We start from the raw sequence: 17675 nt of genomic DNA on the forward strand, positions 1-17675 counted from the left end.
GCCCGGTGACATCACCGGGCTTTTTTTAAGATTCTACAGACTACTGAGTATTATCTTGCACGATAAACGATGCGACCTTTAGTCAGATCGTACGGCGTCATCTCTACGGTTACCTTGTCACCAGTAAGAATGCGGATATAGTTCTTACGCATTTTGCCGGAGATGTGTGCAGTCACAACGTGACCGTTCTCAAGTTCAACGCGGAATTGTGTGCTTGGAAGTGTGTCAACCACGGTTCCTTCCATTTCGATAGAATCTTCTTTTGCCATGAAAAGCAGTTACCTCAGTAAGTCAAAATTTTGCCGCGCAGACATTAACCAATAAACGCCCGTGTGTAAAGGGTTCAGGCTTTATTTGAGCTGAATTTTTGCCAATTCATGTCAAATAAACGTTCATGGGGCAAAAATTTCGTTTTGTAATTCATTTTATTGCACTCGTCTATCTGATAACCGAGATACAAAAAATTGCGGGCATCGGATTTAGCATGGGCGATTTGCTGTAATATCATCCACGTGCCCATTGACGAGGACGATAACTCAGGCGCAAAAAACGTATACAGCGCTGAGAAAGAAGCTGTACCGTCACAATGACGGATGTCATCGGTAACGGCCACTGCAACCAGCTCATCTCCGTCCCGCGCTTCAATAAATACGGGGGGATTCCAGTTGCAGAAAATGAAACTGTTATACTGGTCTCTGTTAGCCGGATACATGCTGCCGTCGGTATGGCGCTCATTAATGTATCGTTCGTATAGAGGGTAGTATTCGTCTTTCGGTGTTAATGACAGCGTAGTGGTGAGGTGACTGTTGCGCTTCAGCACACGTCGCTGACTTCTTGAGGGCGAAAACTGTGCCACAGGAATACGTACCGACTGGCAAGCTTCGCAGGTGGGGCAGTGGGGCCGGTAAATTTGATCGCCGCTGCGACGGAATCCAGCCTGAATCAGCTGTCCGTAACGATAGCGGAGATCCTGTTCAGTTTCTGCAAATACCAGTAACTGTTCATTCTTATCCGGTAAATAACTGCAGGCGAAAGACTGCGTAAGCCCAAACTTCATGGCGTTATATTTCCACCTTGCCAACTACTACGGTATGAGGCAGTTATTCTGCCGTCTTCGTCTATTGTAGCATTATGTTGACGTAAGCGGTCAATAAATGTGCTTCTGGGAATGGTTTGCGCCCCGAGGGACTGCAAATGTTCCGTAGGTAACTGGCAGTCAATAAATGCAAGATTTTGGTTTTGCATGTGTTTTACCAGCGCCAGCATGGCCAGCTTGGATGTATTCGGTTCTTTGTGGAACATGGATTCACCACAAAAAACACCACCTACTGCCACACCGTACAAGCCGCCGGCCAGTTGATTGTCTTCATTCCATACTTCAACAGAGTGGGCAATGCCGGCTCGGTGTAGTCTTTCGTATGCGGTAATCATGTCACCGGTGATCCAGGTATCCGACGACAGTTCATTACTGTCAGGCCGGTAGCGGGGAATGGATGAGCAGGCACGGATAACCGCGTAGAAATCTTCATTCAGCGTGACGCGGTACTGTTTTCGTTTTGCCAGTTTTTTCAGACTTTTAGATACGTGAAAGCCATCCAGCTCAATGATTGCTCTTGGATCCGGCGACCACCAGAGTACCGGCTCATCATCGCTGAACCAGGGGAAAATGCCGTTGGAGTAAGCCTGAAATAACCGGGGAGCGTCCAGTGTTGCGCCGTAAGCCAGCAGGCCGTCAGGTTCTTTCAGTGCAGTTGAAACAGGCGGAAAAGGCGTATCAACATTCAGGTAAGGAAGTTCAATCATGGAATCACGGGGCAGGGAAGCTGCCCCGTACCTCAGTTATCAGCCTTGTTCCGGGCGGAAACCGTCGAGGAATTTTTCTGCATCCAGTGCAGCCATACAACCGGTGCCGGCTGAGGTAATTGCCTGACGATAAATATGATCGCTCACATCACCGGCAGCAAAAATACCTTCCACCGAGGTTTGTGTGGCATTACCCTGCAGACCGCTCTGAACAACAATATAGCCGTCTTTCATTTCAAGCTGACCTTCGAAAATATCCGTGTTCGGCTTGTGGCCAATGGCAATAAACAGGCCCATTACATCGATTTCTTCTTTGGCATCAGACTGCGTGTCAGCGATACGGACTTTAGTTACGCCCATTTCATCGCCCAGCACTTCGTCCAGCGTTTTATTCAGGTGCAGAACCACGTTACCGTTTTCTGCTTTGTCCAGCAGACGCTGCTCAAGAATTTTTTCACTGCGGAAAGTGTCACGACGGTGAATAACGTGAACTTCAGACGCGATGTTCGACAGATACAGTGCTTCTTCCACGGCAGTATTACCGCCGCCCACAACCGCTACTTTCTGGTTACGGTAGAAGAATCCGTCACAGGTTGCGCAGGCAGAGACCCCTTTACCTTTGAACGCTTCTTCAGATTCCAGACCCAGGTATTTCGCAGAAGCACCGGTTGCGATGATCAGTGCATCACAGGTATAAGTGCCTGAATCACCGTAAAGGGTGAACGGGCGCTTACTGAAATCAGTTTTGTTGATGTGGTCAAAAATGATTTCTGTATTGAATTTCTCTGCGTGTTTTTGCATGCGTACCATCAGATCAGGACCTGTCAGTCCTTCAGGGTCGCCCGGCCAGTTTTCAACTTCTGTGGTTGTTGTTAACTGTCCACCCTGCTGAATACCTGTTAACAGTACAGGTTCAAGGTTTGCTCTGGCCGCATAGACTGCTGCGGAATATCCTGCCGGGCCAGAGCCCAGAATAAGTAGACGGACGTGTCTGCTTTCTGCCATTTCTATCTCCAATGCTTTCACTCATCGCCGCTGACAACGAGCCTTTAAATGATGGTATCTTTATGTGGGTCAATATCGCATATTCAACCTGAATTGAGTATGACTTTTCATTACAATATATGTCAGTAATGTAACCTGAGCCGTTAACCGGGCTATAATAAACCAAACCGCAGTATATTTAGTATAGAATGCTGAATACATCCGGGATTATTTGTAGTTTAATAAAACAAAATCCAGACGTTGACCGGGGTCAGCACCGGCAGGAGAGCAGGCATGTCACAATCAGTAATTACGCTTCTGCGTGACGGACAAGACTATATGAATACCTGGCCGGTAAAACGGGAGCTTTATGCTTTCTTTCCGGAGTGCCGTGTCGTCAGTGCTACAAAGCTGGCTATCAAAGCCATGCCGCCTCTGGCCATTGTGGCCGCGGGAATGATGTTAAATGTGCTGGGAAGTGCATACCTGCCGCAGGCGATGGCAATTGGGTTGTTCTTTATCAGCCTGCCATTACAGGGCTTACTCTGGTTGGGGCACCGCTCGAATCAGACTCTGCCGCCGCAAATTAAAAGCTGGTATCAGGAAGTTCACCGTAAAATGGCAGCAGAAGGTTGTGAATTGCAGGCAATGCGTTCTCAGCCTAAATATCGTGAACTGGCGGCTACGCTGAAAACAGCATTCAGTGAACTCGACCGCGTTTTCACGCAAAAATGGTTTAACTGAAACCCGTTTCTGCTACCGGTGACGTGTTACTGCGTCACCTGACTGCCAGGTTTTTAAACCTTTTTTAAGCCTTCTTATATTTTCAGTCAGCTTACGTTGCTTCGCTGTTCTTAACGAATACCAGATTTTCCCCGCATCGTCTGCAGCGATAAGTCATGCCCTTTTTCACATTATTATGCCTTCTCACCGACAATTCTATAGTCTGGCAGCCACAGCGGTAGTTAAAGGTTGTCAGGCCCAGTACGGATAAGTCGAAGTCATGTGTCGTTGAAGGGGATACGCCGTAAACATGTTGCATGACAGTCTGCCATTCCGGACCGTGAGGTTTCACTCTGCGTCGTTTGCCTGCTGTATGCCACGTTATCAGATGACTGACTTCATGTGGGATCACATCACTGAAAAATGCCGCTTTGTTTGCAGCCAGTAATACAGGATGAAAGTTAACCCTGTTCTGCTGTAAAAAGGCGGTGCCGGCGTTTTTACCGCTGCGCCTGAAAGATACATCCGGCAAAGGGAAAGAGCGGTTAAAATAACGTTCTGCAACAGCAAAGAGGCGGTGAACCTCACGGATCACCGCCTCTTTTTCAGAGTGATTAAGTGTCACCGGGTCTTAGTCCACCTTACACTGAAGGCACAGGGTGTATACACCGCGTGGATCATTCAGGTTGGTTACCGTGCCGGTTTCTGCTAACAGGTTCTTCACCATTTTCATCAGGTGACTGTCGTTATCAGCGAATTGCATTTTTGCACCCCACACCAGCGCCTGGCCGAAAAACTCTTTCCAGAATTGTTCCTGAGGAGACAGGATACGCTCAACGTACTGGGTGTCCCAGCTTTCCAGACCGGCAATTTCAGCAGCGGATGCGACAGCATCATCAAGGTCGCCCAGCTCGTCTACCAAACCCAGTTCCAGTGCCTGACTACCAATCCATACACGGCCCTGGGCAATTTTATCAACCGCTTCAGGGCTCATACCGCGGGATTCACCCACCATGGTGATGAACTGGCGATAAGCGCTTTCCACATTGCGCTGGAGGATTTCACCAAAGCGGGGATCCAGCTTGCGCAGTGCTGACATACCGGCAATTTCGGTAGATGCAACACCGTCGGTGTTAATGCCAAGGTATTCCAGTGAATCCTCGAAGGTAAGAAACATACCAAACACACCGATGGAGCCAGTGATAGTGCTGGGAGAAGCAATGATTTTATCTGCCGGTGCAGAAATCCAGTAACCGCCGGACGCTGCATAGGTGCTCATAGACACAACGACAGGTTTACCGGCGCTTTGCAGTTCCAGCACTTCCTGACGGATAATTTCGGATGCAAATGAACTGCCTCCCGGTGAATCGACCTGCAGAACGACAGCTTTCACCGTATCATCCAGACGGGCCTGTCGTAATAAGCGTGCTGTGCTGTCCCCACCGATTGTGCCGGCGGGCTGATTACCGTCGAGGATTTCGCCTTTGGCTACCACAATTGCGACTTTATCCTTCGTGTTACCAATTTTGGGTAACGGCGGATTAACGGCTTTCAGGTAAGTATTAAAAGGGGTAACGTTGACACCCAGTTTGTTTTCATCCGTTCCGACTAAAGCAACCAGTTCCTGACGGACTTCTTCCCGGGTTTTAAGGGCATCCACCCAGCCGTTGTTCAGTGCATATTTAGCGAAATCTGCACCGGCTTCTTCAAACTTGTTCAGCAGAACGTCCAGTTCTTCATCGAAGTTACTGACATCAATACCACGGGCAGCAGCCACATCAGCTTTGTATTGTGACCAGTAAGTGTCGAGCCACAACTTGTTTGCTTCTTTTGCCGCGTCAGACATGTCATTACGGATAAACGGCTCTACGGCAGATTTGTACGTACCAACACGGAAGATATGTGTCGTAATGCGCAATTTCTCCAGCATGTCTTTAAAGTACATGCCAAAGCGGCCGTAACCTTCAAACATCACACCGCCCATTGGATTCAGGTAAATATGATCAGCACGTGCTGCAAGGTAATATTGATTCTGGCTGTAGTAGTCGCCGATAGCGTAGACCGGTTTTTCGGTCTTAAAGTCATCGATGGCAGCGGCTACGGTGCGGAGTTTATCCAGTCCGCCGCCCTGTAACCCGGACAAATCCAGAATGAGCGCTTTTATGCGGGAGTCCTGTTTGGCGTTATCCAGTACCTTAACCACATCACGTACCAGCACTTCCGGGTTTTCCGGTTCTTCACCAAACGCTTCCTGCATGAATTGTGAAAACGGGTCGACCTGTTCTTTTTCAATGACCAGGTTACCGTTCAACTGCAACAATAATGCACTGTCAGGTTTTACCGAGATGGGATCTTCACTGCTACTGATGGCAATAATGACGCCAATAACAAGAACCAGAAAAATAAGATTAAATACGAGTTTTCTGGCGAAATTCAGTACTGTCCATAGTCCTGTGAATAATGCTTTCGTCCAGCTTCCTTTTGCTGCCATATTGCTTTGTACCTCAGACGGATGTTTAGTTCATGGTAACGGAACCACGAAGGATAGCTAACTTAAATTGTAATGAATTGTGATAGCGGTAAACAAGCGCTACAGGCCTGATTTACTGTGAATATACATCATTGAGGGATAAGTTTGGTAAAAGCTGTTTCATCTGCACCACGCCGCTGATACATTGTGCTTTCATCAATGTATTTCCCGATGTGTATAAGGAGAACCGCAATTGGAAGCTCTTGACCTGCTGTTAAACCGTCGTTCCCAACCCAGACTCAAAGCCCCTGCGCCGGAGGGCGATGCCCTGGAAAATATTTTTCAGGCCGCTTTACGTGCGCCGGACCATGCGGCGCTTACGCCATGGCGTTTTATTGTGTGTGAAGGGCAGGGGCTGGTAAAACTCGGTTCTGTGTTTGAGCAGTCTGCTATTGAAAACGACAAATCCGCCAAAGAAATAGAACGTGCCCCGCAGTTGCCACTTCGAGCTCCTATGGTGATTGTGGCCATCACAACGTATAAAGAGCATGAAAAAGTGCCCCGTGTAGAGCAGGTCGCGTCGACAGCCTGTGCGGTAATGGCCATGCAAATGGCTGCTCAGGCGCAAGGATTTAACGGAATATGGCGGACCGGCGCCTACGCCCATTGTGAGCTGGTGAGAAAGGCATTGTCGTTAAATGAAGAAGATGAAATAGCCGGATTTTTATATTTAGGCACACCGGCAATCGATACGCCGCCGGTAATACGTCCGGACAGCACGCCGTTTTTCACTTACTGGCGCTGATCGTTTCAATCCTGACCGGCGTTGACCGCATCAGTGATAAGCACAAAGCAAAAGGCCGGCAACATTGCCGGCCTTCCTGTATCCGTTGAACGGACATTAAATTGAGTCAGTATTAATCTACCTGAACAATTTTCAGCGCGTTGGTCGCACCGATTTTTTCCATTTCATCGCCGTAAGTCATGATCACACTGTCACCTTCTTTCACCAGACCGATGGCTTTCAGTGCTGCCATGGTATCGTGTTTCAGCTGACCCGGTTCACTGTCGCGGGAATCAAAGAATACCGGCTTCACACCACGGTAAAGTGCCATTGCATTAAGCGTGGCTTCGTGACGTGACATAGCTATGATAGGTAAACCGGTGGTAATACGTGACATCAGCTTAGGCGTATTACCACTTTCAGTTAATGCAACAATAGCTTTGATGCTTGGCAGGTGGTTAGCAGCATAAACTGCAGACAACGCCACTGTTTCACTGACCGTAGAGAACACTGTATCCATTCTGTGCTTGGACAGTTTAACGCTGGGGTGTGTTTCTGCACCTTCACAAACCCGTGCCATGGCTCTCACTGTTTCAACAGGGTAATTACCGGCAGCAGTTTCCGCCGATAACATCACTGCATCCGTACCGTCCAGTACGGCGTTCGCCACGTCCATCACTTCTGCACGGGTTGGCATCGGGCTGGTGATCATTGATTCCATCATCTGCGTGGCAGTAATGACAACTTTATTCAGTTGACGAGAGCGGGCAATCAGTTTCTTCTGAACACCTACCAGCTCTGCATCACCGATCTCCACACCCAGGTCACCACGGGCAACCATAACGGCGTCAGATGCACTGATAATATCGTCAATGGCTTCATCGGTAGCAACGGCTTCAGCACGTTCTACTTTGGCACAGATTAGTGCTTCACAACCGGCTTCGCGGGCCAGCTCGCGGGCGTAGTTCAGGTCTGCACCTGAACGGGGGAAGGACACTGCCAGATAATCAACGCCGATTTTGGCGGCAGTTTTAATATCTTCTTTGTCTTTCGCAGTCAGAGCTTCGGCAGACAGACCACCGCCCTGACGGTTGATGCCTTTATTGTTAGACAGTTTTCCGCCTACGGTTACTTTTGTATGCACTTTACGACCGGCTACTTCAGTAACTTCCAGTTGAATACGGCCATCGTCGAGTAGCAGAATGTCGCCGGTGTTTACGTCGTCAGGCAGCGCTTTATAGTCGATGCCTACTGCATTCACGTCACCGTCATCTTTTGCCATTTCAGCATCAAGGGTAAAAGGTGCGCCTACATCAAGATTTACTGCGCCTTCTTTAAACCGGGCTACACGAATTTTAGGGCCCTGCAAATCACCGAGAATGGCGACATATTTATTTAAGTTCTTTGCTGCCTGACGTACTTTCTTCGCACGCTCAATGTGATCTTCAGCCTGACCGTGAGAGAAGTTCATCCGCACTGTGTTTGCACCTGCTGCGATGATGGCTTCAATGCGTTCGATGGTGTCTGTTGCTGGTCCTAATGTGGCAAGTATCTTTGTTCTTCTGGTCATATGATTCGTCGCTTGTTCTTCGTCGTTAACAGGGAGGCTTCTACACACGTTACTTACATTGACAATAATGTCGAAAAAATGTTCGATTTATGTTGCTGTAATGCTTTTACGTAATTTTATTACAGAATAGTAGAGCAATCTGACAAAAATGTGAATGCAAAGAACTTTTTTCCTCACTGGCCTTACCAGTGAGGTGTGAACTAATCTGAACGCAGAAAGAAGAAAAATGGTTAAAAAAAGACCGCTGGTAAAAGCGGTCTTCAGTAAAACAGATGGAATGAACTGTTATAAATCACGCTTGTCAAAACGGGAGCCACGAAGGGTGTCTTTGACCCGCTTGAGATTTTCTCTGAATTTATTGCCACGACGCAGGGTGAAGCCGGTGGCCAGTACATCAATTAACGTAAGCTGGGCTATACGGCTCGCCATGGGCATGTACATGTCAGTGTCTTCCGGGACTTCCAGAGACAACACGTAACTGCATTCACGTGACAGCGGGCTGTCTGCAGAGGTGATACCAACAACAGTGGCATCGTTACTGCGGGCAATCTGGGCAATCTCGACCAGGCTTTTGGTTCTGCCGGTGTGGGAAATCAATACAACCACATCGCCGTCTGTGCAGTTCATGCAACTCATGCGTTGCATCAGAATATCTTCAAAGTAAACCACGGGCACATTGAAGCGGAAAAACTTATTCAGCGCGTCGTGGGCCACAGAGGCCGAGGCGCCGAGGCCAAAAAATGAAATTTTTTGTGCCTGCGTCAACAGATCAACAACACGGTTAACTACATTGACGTCAATGGATTGCCGCGCAACTTCGAGGGAAGCCATGGTGCTTTCGAAAATTTTGTTGGTGTATTCACCCGGGCCGTCACTTTCATCTACATGACGGTTAACATACGGCGTGCCATTCGCTAAGCTTTGTGCCAGATGCAATTTAAAATCCGGGAAGCCTTTGGTGTCCAGGCGGCGGCAAAAACGGTTTACTGTCGGCTCACTGACATCAGACATTTTAGCGAGCGTTGCTATACTCGAATGAATTGCCGTTTGCGGGTTGGCCAATATTATTTCGGCAACTTTGCGCTCAGACTTGCTGAAAGCGGCTTTATTTTGCGTAATTTTCTCAAGAATATTCATACGGATATAGCGAAAAGTAAGGTAAAGTTATAATCATTCCAGCTTTCTATACTACCCAAAGTGACTCGGGTGACAAGAAAAATGTAATTTTTTGACAATCGAAGCAACAGAATGGCGGGTATTCAGCGAATAAATACCTCTTTAACGTGTCATAGATGACTCAAGTTGTAATTTTACTACATTTGGTGTTAACTATGTGCTAACAACGACGAGACAGTTCATCTGCGTTGCCTGACAGTATCGAACTGTTATCTGGATTATCATTAAGAAGGTCGACGAAATATGGTAATGGATAATTCCTTTGAACCCTGTGATTTTGTGCTGTTTGGCACGTTAGGGGATCTCTCACGACGGAAACTATTGCCGTCCTTATATCAGCTGGAAAAAGCTGAGCTCATTCACCCTGATACCAAAATTATTGGTGTAGCGCGTCAGGACCTGAGCACTGAGGACTACAAGAAAGAAGTCCGTAACAACATCGAAAAATTTGGTTCCAAACAAGTTTGCGAAGATACCTGGGCCCGCCTCGAAGCCCGTCTGCAATATGCTTGTGTGGATATGAAGAATACTGAAAGCTACCGCGTTTTTGATTCAGTAGTAGATGCAGACCGCATTATGGTTTGCTATCTGGCGACTCCGCCGGCTATCTACGGTGACATCTGCCGTGGTCTGCACAGCTGCGATATTATCGACAGCTCCGTACGTGTAGTGCTGGAAAAACCAATCGGTCACGATCTTGAATCTTCTAAAGTCATTAATGACCAAGTTTCAGAATACTTTAAAGAATCGCAAATCTACCGCATTGACCACTATCTGGGTAAAGAAACCGTTCTTAACCTGATTGCCCTGCGTTTTGCTAACTCCATATTTGCTACCAACTGGGACCACAACTCCATTGACCACGTACAGATCACTGTTGCTGAGTCGGTAGGGATTGAAGGCCGTTGGGGCTATTTTGATGACGCTGGTCAAATGCGTGACATGGTGCAGAACCACCTGTTGCAAATTCTCAGTCTGATTGCCATGGAACCGCCGGCAAACCTGAATGCCGACAGTATCCGTGATGAAAAACTGAAAGTGCTGAAAGCCTTACGTCCGATTAACCTGAGTAATATCAACGAATCAACAGTTCGAGGTCAGTACACGTCTGGTTTCGTTAAGGGTGAAGAAGTACCTGGCTATCTGGAAGAAGAGGGTGCCAACACCCGCAGCCGTACTGAAAGCTTCGTTGCCATCAAGGCCGACATCGACAACTGGCGCTGGGCCGGCGTGCCGTTTTATTTAAGAACAGGTAAGCGTTTGCCGACCAAAGTGTCTGAAGTTGTGATTTACTTCAAACGCCAGCCACACAACCTGTTCGGTGACAGCTTCCAGAATCTGCCGCCTAATAAACTGGTTATCCGTCTGCAGCCTGACGAAGGTGTTGAAATCACCGTAATGAATAAGGTACCGGGTCTGACCAGCTCAGGTTCAATGGACCTGCAAAAGTCAAAACTCGACTTGAGTTTCTCGGATGCATTCGGCGACGACCGCATTCCTGATGCTTATGAAAAGCTGTTACTTGAAGTGATGTTGGGCAACCAGGCTCTGTTCGTTCGCCGTGATGAAATTGAACAGGCGTGGAACTGGGTTGATTCAATTCTTGAAGCGTGGAAGCAAACTAATGAGCCACCGGAGCCTTATCAGGCTGGTACGTGGGGACCGGTAGATTCTATCGGGTTATTAGCCCGCGCTAACCGTAGTTGGTATGAAAGCAAAACAATACGGAAGAAGAAATAAGATGGCTTTGACAATTAATGCTTTTGACAATGCAGATGCACTGACCAGTGCATTTGCAGACACGCTTATTTCACTGCTGGAAAAAGGCATTGCAGAACGTGGCCGCGCCAGTCTGGTAGTGAGCGGGGGCAGAACACCTCTGGCTCTGTTCAAACAGCTTAGCCAGACTGACCTTGCCTGGGATAAAGTTGACATTACGCTGGCTGATGAGCGTTGGGTTGGTGAAAATGACGACGCCAGCAATACAAAGCTGGTGCGTGAAAACCTGATTCAGAACAAAGCAGCAGCCGCTAATTTTGTCACTTTGAAAACGAATGATGCAGATGCCAATGATGGTATCGCCGAGGCGGAAAACCGCCTGTCCAGTTTCAGCCAGCCTTTCGACGCGCTTATTCTCGGTATGGGCGAAGATGGCCACACAGCATCACTGTTTCCGTGTTCGGAGCAGGTTGCGGATGGTCTGGATCTGGCGAGTGGTAAAATTTGTATCGCTACCCAACCCACCACGGCCCCTCACCAACGTATTTCACTGACACTGCCTGCGCTGTTAAACAGTCGCAATATCTTTATTCACCTCACCGGTGAAAAGAAAAAAGCGGTTTTAGAAGACGCCATTGCTAATGCAACTGAGCTGGAAAAACCCGTTACCGCAGTTGTCAACCGTGCTGATGTCACGCTGATGTGGGCACCCTAGGAGCAGATCATGAATTCTCAAATTGCTGAAGTAACACAGCGAATTATTGAACGCAGTAAAGCAACCCGTAAGGCCTATCTGGAAAAAATAGAAAAGGCCCGCCGCCAGGGGCCGCACCGTGGTGTGCTGTCCTGTGGTAACCTGGCTCACGGCTTCGCCGCTTGTGGCAGTGATGACAAAGCCGATTTGCGTTCAATGACGAAAGCCAATATCGCAATCATCTCTTCTTACAACGATATGCTGTCGGCTCACCAGCCGTACGAAGCGTATCCGGCAATCATTAAAGAAGCCATCCGTCAGGTGGGCAGCGTAGCGCAGTTCGCCGGTGGTGTACCGGCCATGTGTGATGGTGTTACTCAGGGTAACCCGGGCATGGATCTGAGCCTGATGAGCCGTGACATTATTGCCCAGGCGACGGCAGTGGGTCTGTCTCACAACATGTTCGACGGCGCTCTGATGCTGGGGATCTGTGACAAAATTGTCCCAGGATTACTGATGGGGTCACTGGCCTTTGGTCACTTACCGACTGTTTTCATTCCTGCCGGACCAATGCCTTCAGGTCTGCCAAACAAAGAAAAAGCCCGTGTCCGTCAGGAATTTGCACAGGGTAAAGTCGGGCGCGACAAATTACTTGAAGCAGAATCTCAGTCTTACCACTCTGCCGGTACCTGTACTTTCTATGGTACAGCGAACTCTAACCAGCTGGTTGTTGAGACTATGGGTCTGCATCTGCCGGGTTCATCGTTTGTTAATCCGGGCACGCCACTACGTGATGCACTGACAAAAGCAGCATCCGTTCAGGCAACCCGTATCACTGACCTGGGCGACAACTACACGCCGATTGGTCATATTGTTGACGAGAAAGCCATTGTTAACGGTATCGTTGCATTACTGGCGACCGGTGGTTCAACTAACCACACCATGCACCTTGTGGCGATTGCCCGTGCAGCCGGTATTCTGGTTAACTGGGACGACTTCTCAGATCTGTCTGATGCCACACCGTTAATTACCCGTATCTATCCGAATGGTCACGCTGACATTAACCATTTTGTCGCTGCCGGTGGTATGTCGCTGTTGTTCAAACAGCTGCTGGATGCAGGTCTGCTGCACAATGACGTTAAGACAATTTGTGGTGACGGTCTGGATTTATACACCAAAGAGCCGGTTCTGAAAGACGGTGAACTTGAATGGCGTGACGGTCCGGTTGAATCTCTTGATAAAGAGGTACTGGCCACTATTGAGAAACCCTTTAAGCCTGACGGTGGTGTTTGCGTACTTCGCGGTAACCTGGGTCGTGGCGTTATCAAAACGTCTGCGCTTAAGTCGCCGGTTTGCCACATTAAAGCACCTGCTGTGGTGTTCGAAGATCAGTTCGAACTGGATGCGGCGTTTAAGTCCGGTGAGCTGGACAAAGACTGCATTATCGTTGTGCGTTTCCAGGGCCCGTCAGCGATTGGTATGCCTGAACTGCACCGCTTAACACCACCTCTGGGTGTGTTACAGGACCGCGGATTCAAAGTCGCGCTGGTAACAGACGGACGTATGTCCGGTGCGTCAGGTAAAGTACCCGCTGCTATCCATGTTACCCCGGAAGCCTATAAAGGCGGCATGCTGGCGAAAGTGGAATCCGGCGACCTCATCGAACTGAATACAGAAACCGGTGAACTGACACTGCTGGTGGATGACGAAACTCTGGCTGCACGTACCGCAAAAGAAGCGGACCTGGCGCATCATCAGGAAGGTATGGGACGTGAACTGTTCTCCGGTTACAGAAATATTCTGTCCGGTGCTGAAGAAGGCGCGTGTTCATTGTTTGTAACTCAGGAGCAGGCGCTATGACGGCACTTTTTGTTGCAGATGTCGGCGGGACGAACATTCGTCTTGCCCGTGTAACTGATACCGGTGTAGACAATATCATCAAATACCAGTGCAGAGATTTTGCCAGTATTGATTTGGCTATTGGTCAGTATTTCGCAGATTTACCTCAGTTCACCTTTACGTCAGGTTGTATTGCTATTGCCTGTCCGGTACTGGGTGACCAGGTAGAGATGACGAACCACAGCTGGGCATTCTCACAAACTGCATTACGTAGTCAGTTGAAGCTGGACAATCTGTTCGTGATCAATGATTTCACAGCCGTGGCGCATTCATTACCGGTATTAGGTGATGATCAGGTGGTGCAAATCGGAACCGGCACGGCGAAAACCAACGGCAATATCGCTGTATTTGGTCCGGGCACCGGGTTAGGTGTAGAACACATCACCATGACGTCTTCAGGCTGGCAAACTCTGGACGGCGAGGGTGGTCATGTTGATTTCGCCCCTGTTGATGAAACAGATGTGGTGATCTGGCGCTACCTGCAAAATGAACACGGTCGCGCATCTGCCGAAGAGGTGATGTCTGGTCGCGGACTGATGAACATCTATAAGGCGCTGGCATTACACAATAACGTACCGGTAACACACACAGAACCGTCTCAGGTTACTGAACGTGCGTTGTCCGGCGAATGCGATGTGTGCGTACAAACTCTGACTCAGTTCTGCCGTATCATGGGCAGTTTTGCCGGTAACCTGGCACTGAACATGGCTACCACCGGTGGTATTTTCATCGGCGGCGGCATTGCGAACCGTTTTGCAGAATTCTTAAAAGAGAGTGACTTCCGTGCCCGCTTCGAGGCCAAAGGTCAGATGAAGCATTACGTGAAAGACATTCCAACTTATCTGATTGCAGAGCCCGACCACGGATTATTAGGTGCATCTGCATACCTGAAACAACATACAGCGAGTGAACTATGACAACGAACGCTAACTATACACCGGCAGACATTTTTGCTGCTGGCCCGGTAGTCCCGGTACTGGTAATTAAGGACCTGGACAAAGCTGTGCCACTGGCAAAAGCACTGATTGCAGGTGGCATTAAGGTGCTGGAAGTCACACTGCGTACACCTGTTGCTCTGGATGTGATTAAGAAAATCGCAGACGAAGTACCTGAAGCGATTATCGGTGCGGGTACTGTTACCAATGCACAGCAGCTTAAACAGGTTGTTGAAGCAGGTGCGAAATTCGCTATCAGCCCGGGTCTTACAGAAGCACTGCTGGAAGCCGGTAAAGGCTACGATATTCCGTTAATTCCGGGTATTTCTTCAATTTCTGATCTGATGACAGCGAAGGATGCGGGTTATGACCACCTGAAATTCTTCCCTGCTGAAGCATCAGGTGGCGTGAAGGCGCTTAAATCTATCGGCGGTCCTTTCCCTGATGTGACATTCTGTCCTACAGGCGGTATCGGTCCGGCTAACTACAACGACTACCTGGCTCTGTCTAACGTTCGTTGTGTTGGCGGTTCATGGGTTGCACCTGATGATGCCATTGAAAGCGGCGACTGGGACAAGATCACCCAACTGGCAAAAGAAGCCTGTGACGGTGCCAAATCCTGAGTACAAATTCTCTGATTTTGCTCATAAACCGGATGTTGTATAACATCCGGTTTTTTATGTCTGTTTAAATGCTTATGCCTGATGGTGTGTTTTTCCCGCTTGTGACAATAGCTGACTAAAGGGGGGAAACAATTTGCGTGACGCTGCGGCTTTCACCGGGTGCTAGCGTGCATCCATTGGTCACGGCTGTCTCAATACATAACATATGTCTGAAACCAAACGCGTCCATGTCAGCGATAGAAGCAGCCCCTTGCCAGGGATTCCAGACCACCAGAGAATCGTGTCCCATAGACGTTACGCGGGTAAATGGCTTCTCTTCTACATAAACGGTTACGTCAGGAGCAGCATGCTGATGAATGCGGTCTGTTTCACCACTGAAAGTATACGGAGACGGGGCAGGCTTTAATGCCCAGTTTTCCAGTTTGTCTTTATACTCGCCTTCAATACCTGTAATTTTGGTATGCGCGATATCTGCCACTGAAAAATAGGTGTGCATTGCTACATTGAATGAAAACGACACGATACCGGTGTTTTCTGTTTTCAGTGTAATCGACAGGGTTTTACCCACCAGAATTTCGTAGCTGACTTTGCAATCATATTCAAAGCCTTCACCACGACTGAATGTGGGGGTAAGAACAATGCGCGTGCCGTCTCCGGTGTCTTCAGAAGACTGAATCTGCCAGCTTTGGGTGCGCAAAAAACCATGAGAAGGAAGTTCACCTTTCTCACGGCCATGATCATCACTGAACCAGGGCCAGCAAAGAGGAATTCCACCACGGATCGGGCGCTCACCGTTTAAGAACGCATGTGGACTGAGCCATAAACGGTCACGATCATCAGATTTTGGAATGAATGACAGTACATGCGCGCCAAATAAGCTGATACGGCTGCTGGCAAACTGATTGTCTACGTTTAAAAAGGTAATCCCTGAAGATTCTTCAACAGTTACAGAGTCGGGAATACTCATGTGACATCTCCTTGCCAAAATAAAGTCCGGTTATTATTGTGCATCCAAAAACAAAAAGGTGCGATAGCAAATCGCACCTTTTTTTACATTTTTATCTTGCTTATCACCCGGTTAGGGCGTGTTCGCATTATTTTGAAATATGCTGAACCAAATCAAGTACTTTATTTGAGTAACCCCATTCGTTGTCGTACCAGGATACAACTTTAACGAACGTGTCAGTCAGAGCGATACCTGCATCTGCATCGAAGATTGAAGTGCGTGCGTCACCCAGGAAGTCATTAGACACAACAGCATCTTCGGTGTAACCCAGAATGCCTTTCAGTTCACCTTCAGACGCTTCCTTCATTGCTTCACAGATAGCTTCATAAGTGGTTGGCTTTGCCAGATTTACTGTCAGGTCAACAACTGAAACATTCGGAGTAGGCACACGGAATGCCATGCCGGTTAATTTACCGTTCAGTGCAGGGATAACTTTACCAACGGCTTTCGCAGCACCGGTAGAAGATGGAATGATGTTCTGGCTCGCACCACGACCACCGCGCCAGTCTTTGTGAGAAGGACCGTCAACAGTTTTCTGTGTTGCTGTCGTCGCGTGAACAGTCGTCATCAGACCGTCAACAATACCGAATTTGTCGTTCAGTACTTTCGCCAGAGGCGCAAGACAGTTTGTGGTGCACGACGCATTAGAAACGATAGTCTGGCCATCGTATTCACCGTGGTTAACACCCATAACGAACATAGGCGTGTCGTCTTTAGATGGTGCAGACATCACCACTTTCTTTGCGCCGGCTTCAAGGTGAGCTGAAGCAGTATCTTTTGTCAGGAACAAACCTGTAGATTCAACAACAACGTCAACGTTTACATCGTTCCATGCCAGGTCAGCAGGGTTTCTTTCTGATGTAACACGGATAGTTTTACCATTTACTATCAGCTGGTTATTGTCTACCTTTATTTCACCATCAAAAACGCCATGGGTTGAATCATATTTCAGCATGTAAGCGATGTAATCTGTGTCCAGCAGATCGTTGATAGCAACAACTTCGATGTCGTCACGCTTTTGTGCAGCGCGCATTACCAAACGACCAATGCGTCCAAAACCATTGATACCGATGCGAATAGTCATGTCATACCTCTAATTGTATTTTGGTACAAGTGAAAAAAAATTACGTAAAGTATGGATCAAAATGGCATAATTGGCAAAGTAAAAAGCAAAAAATGTTGCAAAATTACAACTATGAGCTATGCAAACGTATTCAGTTTCGTCGTATCGGGTCTTTAACTGATAATGCTCAAAATTATGTGTTGATGAGAATGCGCGGCCGTTGCCT

17 protein-coding genes are annotated in these 17675 nt (G+C 48.2%); 7 read left to right on the forward strand and 10 right to left on the reverse strand.

Annotated features, from left to right (window positions below):
* Positions 1–50: 50 nt before the first annotated feature.
* The 4 genes from infA to trxB form a co-directional block, all read right to left on the reverse strand.
* The gene (gene infA, locus ACXAGC_RS17110; RefSeq protein ID WP_070124261.1) at positions 51–269 is read right to left on the reverse strand and encodes a translation initiation factor IF-1; all 219 of its coding nucleotides are present in this window, start codon (positions 267–269) and stop codon (positions 51–53) included.
* A 74-nt stretch (positions 270–343) separates the two neighbouring features.
* Positions 344–1057 (reverse strand): arginyltransferase, encoded by a 714-nt coding sequence (locus ACXAGC_RS17115; protein ID WP_474845719.1) that lies wholly within the window; start codon positions 1055–1057, stop codon positions 344–346.
* Positions 1054–1803, reverse strand: a complete 750-nt coding sequence (gene aat / locus ACXAGC_RS17120; RefSeq protein ID WP_474845721.1) for a leucyl/phenylalanyl-tRNA--protein transferase — start codon at positions 1801–1803, stop codon at positions 1054–1056. The genes ACXAGC_RS17115 and aat overlap by 4 nt, the downstream gene beginning before the upstream one ends.
* 39 nt (positions 1804–1842) lie before the next feature.
* The gene (trxB, locus tag ACXAGC_RS17125) at positions 1843–2808 is read right to left on the reverse strand and encodes a thioredoxin-disulfide reductase (protein ID WP_303574283.1); all 966 of its coding nucleotides are present in this window, start codon (positions 2806–2808) and stop codon (positions 1843–1845) included.
* 273 nt (positions 2809–3081) lie between these two features.
* Here trxB and yfbV point away from each other — a divergent pair, with 273 nt between their 5' ends.
* On the forward strand, positions 3082–3531 hold the full coding sequence (yfbV, locus tag ACXAGC_RS17130; protein WP_119501081.1) for a terminus macrodomain insulation protein YfbV: 450 nt from the start codon (positions 3082–3084) through the stop codon (positions 3529–3531).
* A 91-nt stretch (positions 3532–3622) separates the two neighbouring features.
* Here yfbV and ACXAGC_RS17135 read toward each other — a convergent pair whose 3' ends face one another.
* Positions 3623–4135 (reverse strand): SprT family zinc-dependent metalloprotease, encoded by a 513-nt coding sequence (locus tag ACXAGC_RS17135; protein ID WP_474845724.1) that lies wholly within the window; start codon positions 4133–4135, stop codon positions 3623–3625.
* Positions 4136–4141: 6 nt separating this feature from the next.
* On the reverse strand, positions 4142–6001 hold the full coding sequence (sppA, locus tag ACXAGC_RS17140) for a signal peptide peptidase SppA (RefSeq protein ID WP_474845726.1): 1860 nt from the start codon (positions 5999–6001) through the stop codon (positions 4142–4144).
* A gap of 232 nt (positions 6002–6233) precedes the next feature.
* On the opposite strand from sppA, the gene ACXAGC_RS17145 reads away from it, so the two are divergent.
* Positions 6234–6785, forward strand: coding sequence for an NAD(P)H nitroreductase (locus tag ACXAGC_RS17145; protein ID WP_474845728.1), 552 nt, complete (start codon positions 6234–6236; stop codon positions 6783–6785).
* A gap of 112 nt (positions 6786–6897) precedes the next feature.
* Here the strand turns inward: ACXAGC_RS17145 and pyk are convergent, their stop codons facing one another.
* Positions 6898–8334 (reverse strand): pyruvate kinase, encoded by a 1437-nt coding sequence (pyk, locus tag ACXAGC_RS17150; protein WP_119501084.1) that lies wholly within the window; start codon positions 8332–8334, stop codon positions 6898–6900.
* Between the two features lie 285 nt (positions 8335–8619).
* Complete coding sequence (locus tag ACXAGC_RS17155) at positions 8620–9471, reverse strand: MurR/RpiR family transcriptional regulator (RefSeq protein ID WP_119501085.1); 852 nt, start codon at positions 9469–9471, stop codon at positions 8620–8622.
* A 282-nt stretch (positions 9472–9753) separates the two neighbouring features.
* On the opposite strand from ACXAGC_RS17155, the gene zwf reads away from it, so the two are divergent.
* From zwf to ACXAGC_RS17180, 5 genes are read left to right on the forward strand one after another with little or no spacing between them, the layout of a single operon-like run.
* The gene (gene zwf, locus ACXAGC_RS17160) at positions 9754–11250 is read left to right on the forward strand and encodes a glucose-6-phosphate dehydrogenase (protein ID WP_474845731.1); all 1497 of its coding nucleotides are present in this window, start codon (positions 9754–9756) and stop codon (positions 11248–11250) included.
* A 1-nt stretch (position 11251) separates the two neighbouring features.
* A complete protein-coding gene (pgl, locus tag ACXAGC_RS17165) occupies positions 11252–11944 on the forward strand; it encodes a 6-phosphogluconolactonase (protein ID WP_474845733.1) in 693 nt (230 codons plus the stop codon).
* A gap of 9 nt (positions 11945–11953) precedes the next feature.
* Positions 11954–13783, forward strand: coding sequence for a phosphogluconate dehydratase (gene edd / locus ACXAGC_RS17170; RefSeq protein WP_474845735.1), 1830 nt, complete (start codon positions 11954–11956; stop codon positions 13781–13783).
* Positions 13780–14739: a glucokinase gene (locus ACXAGC_RS17175; protein ID WP_474845737.1), complete on the forward strand. Its 960-nt coding sequence runs from the start codon at positions 13780–13782 to the stop codon at positions 14737–14739. The genes edd and ACXAGC_RS17175 overlap by 4 nt, the downstream gene beginning before the upstream one ends.
* Positions 14736–15380, forward strand: coding sequence for a bifunctional 4-hydroxy-2-oxoglutarate aldolase/2-dehydro-3-deoxy-phosphogluconate aldolase (locus ACXAGC_RS17180; protein ID WP_474845739.1), 645 nt, complete (start codon positions 14736–14738; stop codon positions 15378–15380). Before ACXAGC_RS17175 ends, ACXAGC_RS17180 begins: the two co-directional genes overlap by 4 nt.
* A gap of 115 nt (positions 15381–15495) precedes the next feature.
* Here ACXAGC_RS17180 and ACXAGC_RS17185 read toward each other — a convergent pair whose 3' ends face one another.
* Both ACXAGC_RS17185 and gap read right to left on the reverse strand, forming a co-directional pair.
* Positions 15496–16347 carry a D-hexose-6-phosphate mutarotase gene (locus ACXAGC_RS17185; RefSeq protein ID WP_474845741.1) on the reverse strand — a complete coding sequence of 284 codons (852 nt, stop codon included), beginning with the start codon at positions 16345–16347 and terminating at the stop codon, positions 15496–15498.
* 127 nt (positions 16348–16474) lie between these two features.
* Complete coding sequence (gene gap / locus ACXAGC_RS17190) at positions 16475–17470, reverse strand: type I glyceraldehyde-3-phosphate dehydrogenase (protein ID WP_119501094.1); 996 nt, start codon at positions 17468–17470, stop codon at positions 16475–16477.
* Positions 17471–17675: the final 205 nt, after the last annotated feature.

The organism is Alteromonas sp. AWJ4_197 (assembly GCF_056160285.1).

Coding starts and splice junctions, on each gene's coding strand:
- infA (WP_070124261.1), bottom strand. CDS start 269: ATGGCAAAAGAAGATTCTATCGAAATGGAAGGAACCGTGGTTGACACA.
- ACXAGC_RS17115 (WP_474845719.1), bottom strand. CDS start 1,057: ATGAAGTTTGGGCTTACGCAGTCTTTCGCCTGCAGTTATTTACCGGAT.
- aat (WP_474845721.1), bottom strand. CDS start 1,803: ATGATTGAACTTCCTTACCTGAATGTTGATACGCCTTTTCCGCCTGTT.
- trxB (WP_303574283.1), bottom strand. CDS start 2,808: ATGGCAGAAAGCAGACACGTCCGTCTACTTATTCTGGGCTCTGGCCCG.
- yfbV (WP_119501081.1), top strand. CDS start 3,082: ATGTCACAATCAGTAATTACGCTTCTGCGTGACGGACAAGACTATATG.
- sppA (WP_474845726.1), bottom strand. CDS start 6,001: ATGGCAGCAAAAGGAAGCTGGACGAAAGCATTATTCACAGGACTATGG.
- pyk (WP_119501084.1), bottom strand. CDS start 8,334: ATGACCAGAAGAACAAAGATACTTGCCACATTAGGACCAGCAACAGAC.
- ACXAGC_RS17155 (WP_119501085.1), bottom strand. CDS start 9,471: ATGAATATTCTTGAGAAAATTACGCAAAATAAAGCCGCTTTCAGCAAG.
- zwf (WP_474845731.1), top strand. CDS start 9,754: ATGGTAATGGATAATTCCTTTGAACCCTGTGATTTTGTGCTGTTTGGC.
- pgl (WP_474845733.1), top strand. CDS start 11,252: ATGGCTTTGACAATTAATGCTTTTGACAATGCAGATGCACTGACCAGT.
- edd (WP_474845735.1), top strand. CDS start 11,954: ATGAATTCTCAAATTGCTGAAGTAACACAGCGAATTATTGAACGCAGT.
- ACXAGC_RS17175 (WP_474845737.1), top strand. CDS start 13,780: ATGACGGCACTTTTTGTTGCAGATGTCGGCGGGACGAACATTCGTCTT.
- ACXAGC_RS17180 (WP_474845739.1), top strand. CDS start 14,736: ATGACAACGAACGCTAACTATACACCGGCAGACATTTTTGCTGCTGGC.
- ACXAGC_RS17185 (WP_474845741.1), bottom strand. CDS start 16,347: ATGAGTATTCCCGACTCTGTAACTGTTGAAGAATCTTCAGGGATTACC.
- gap (WP_119501094.1), bottom strand. CDS start 17,470: ATGACTATTCGCATCGGTATCAATGGTTTTGGACGCATTGGTCGTTTG.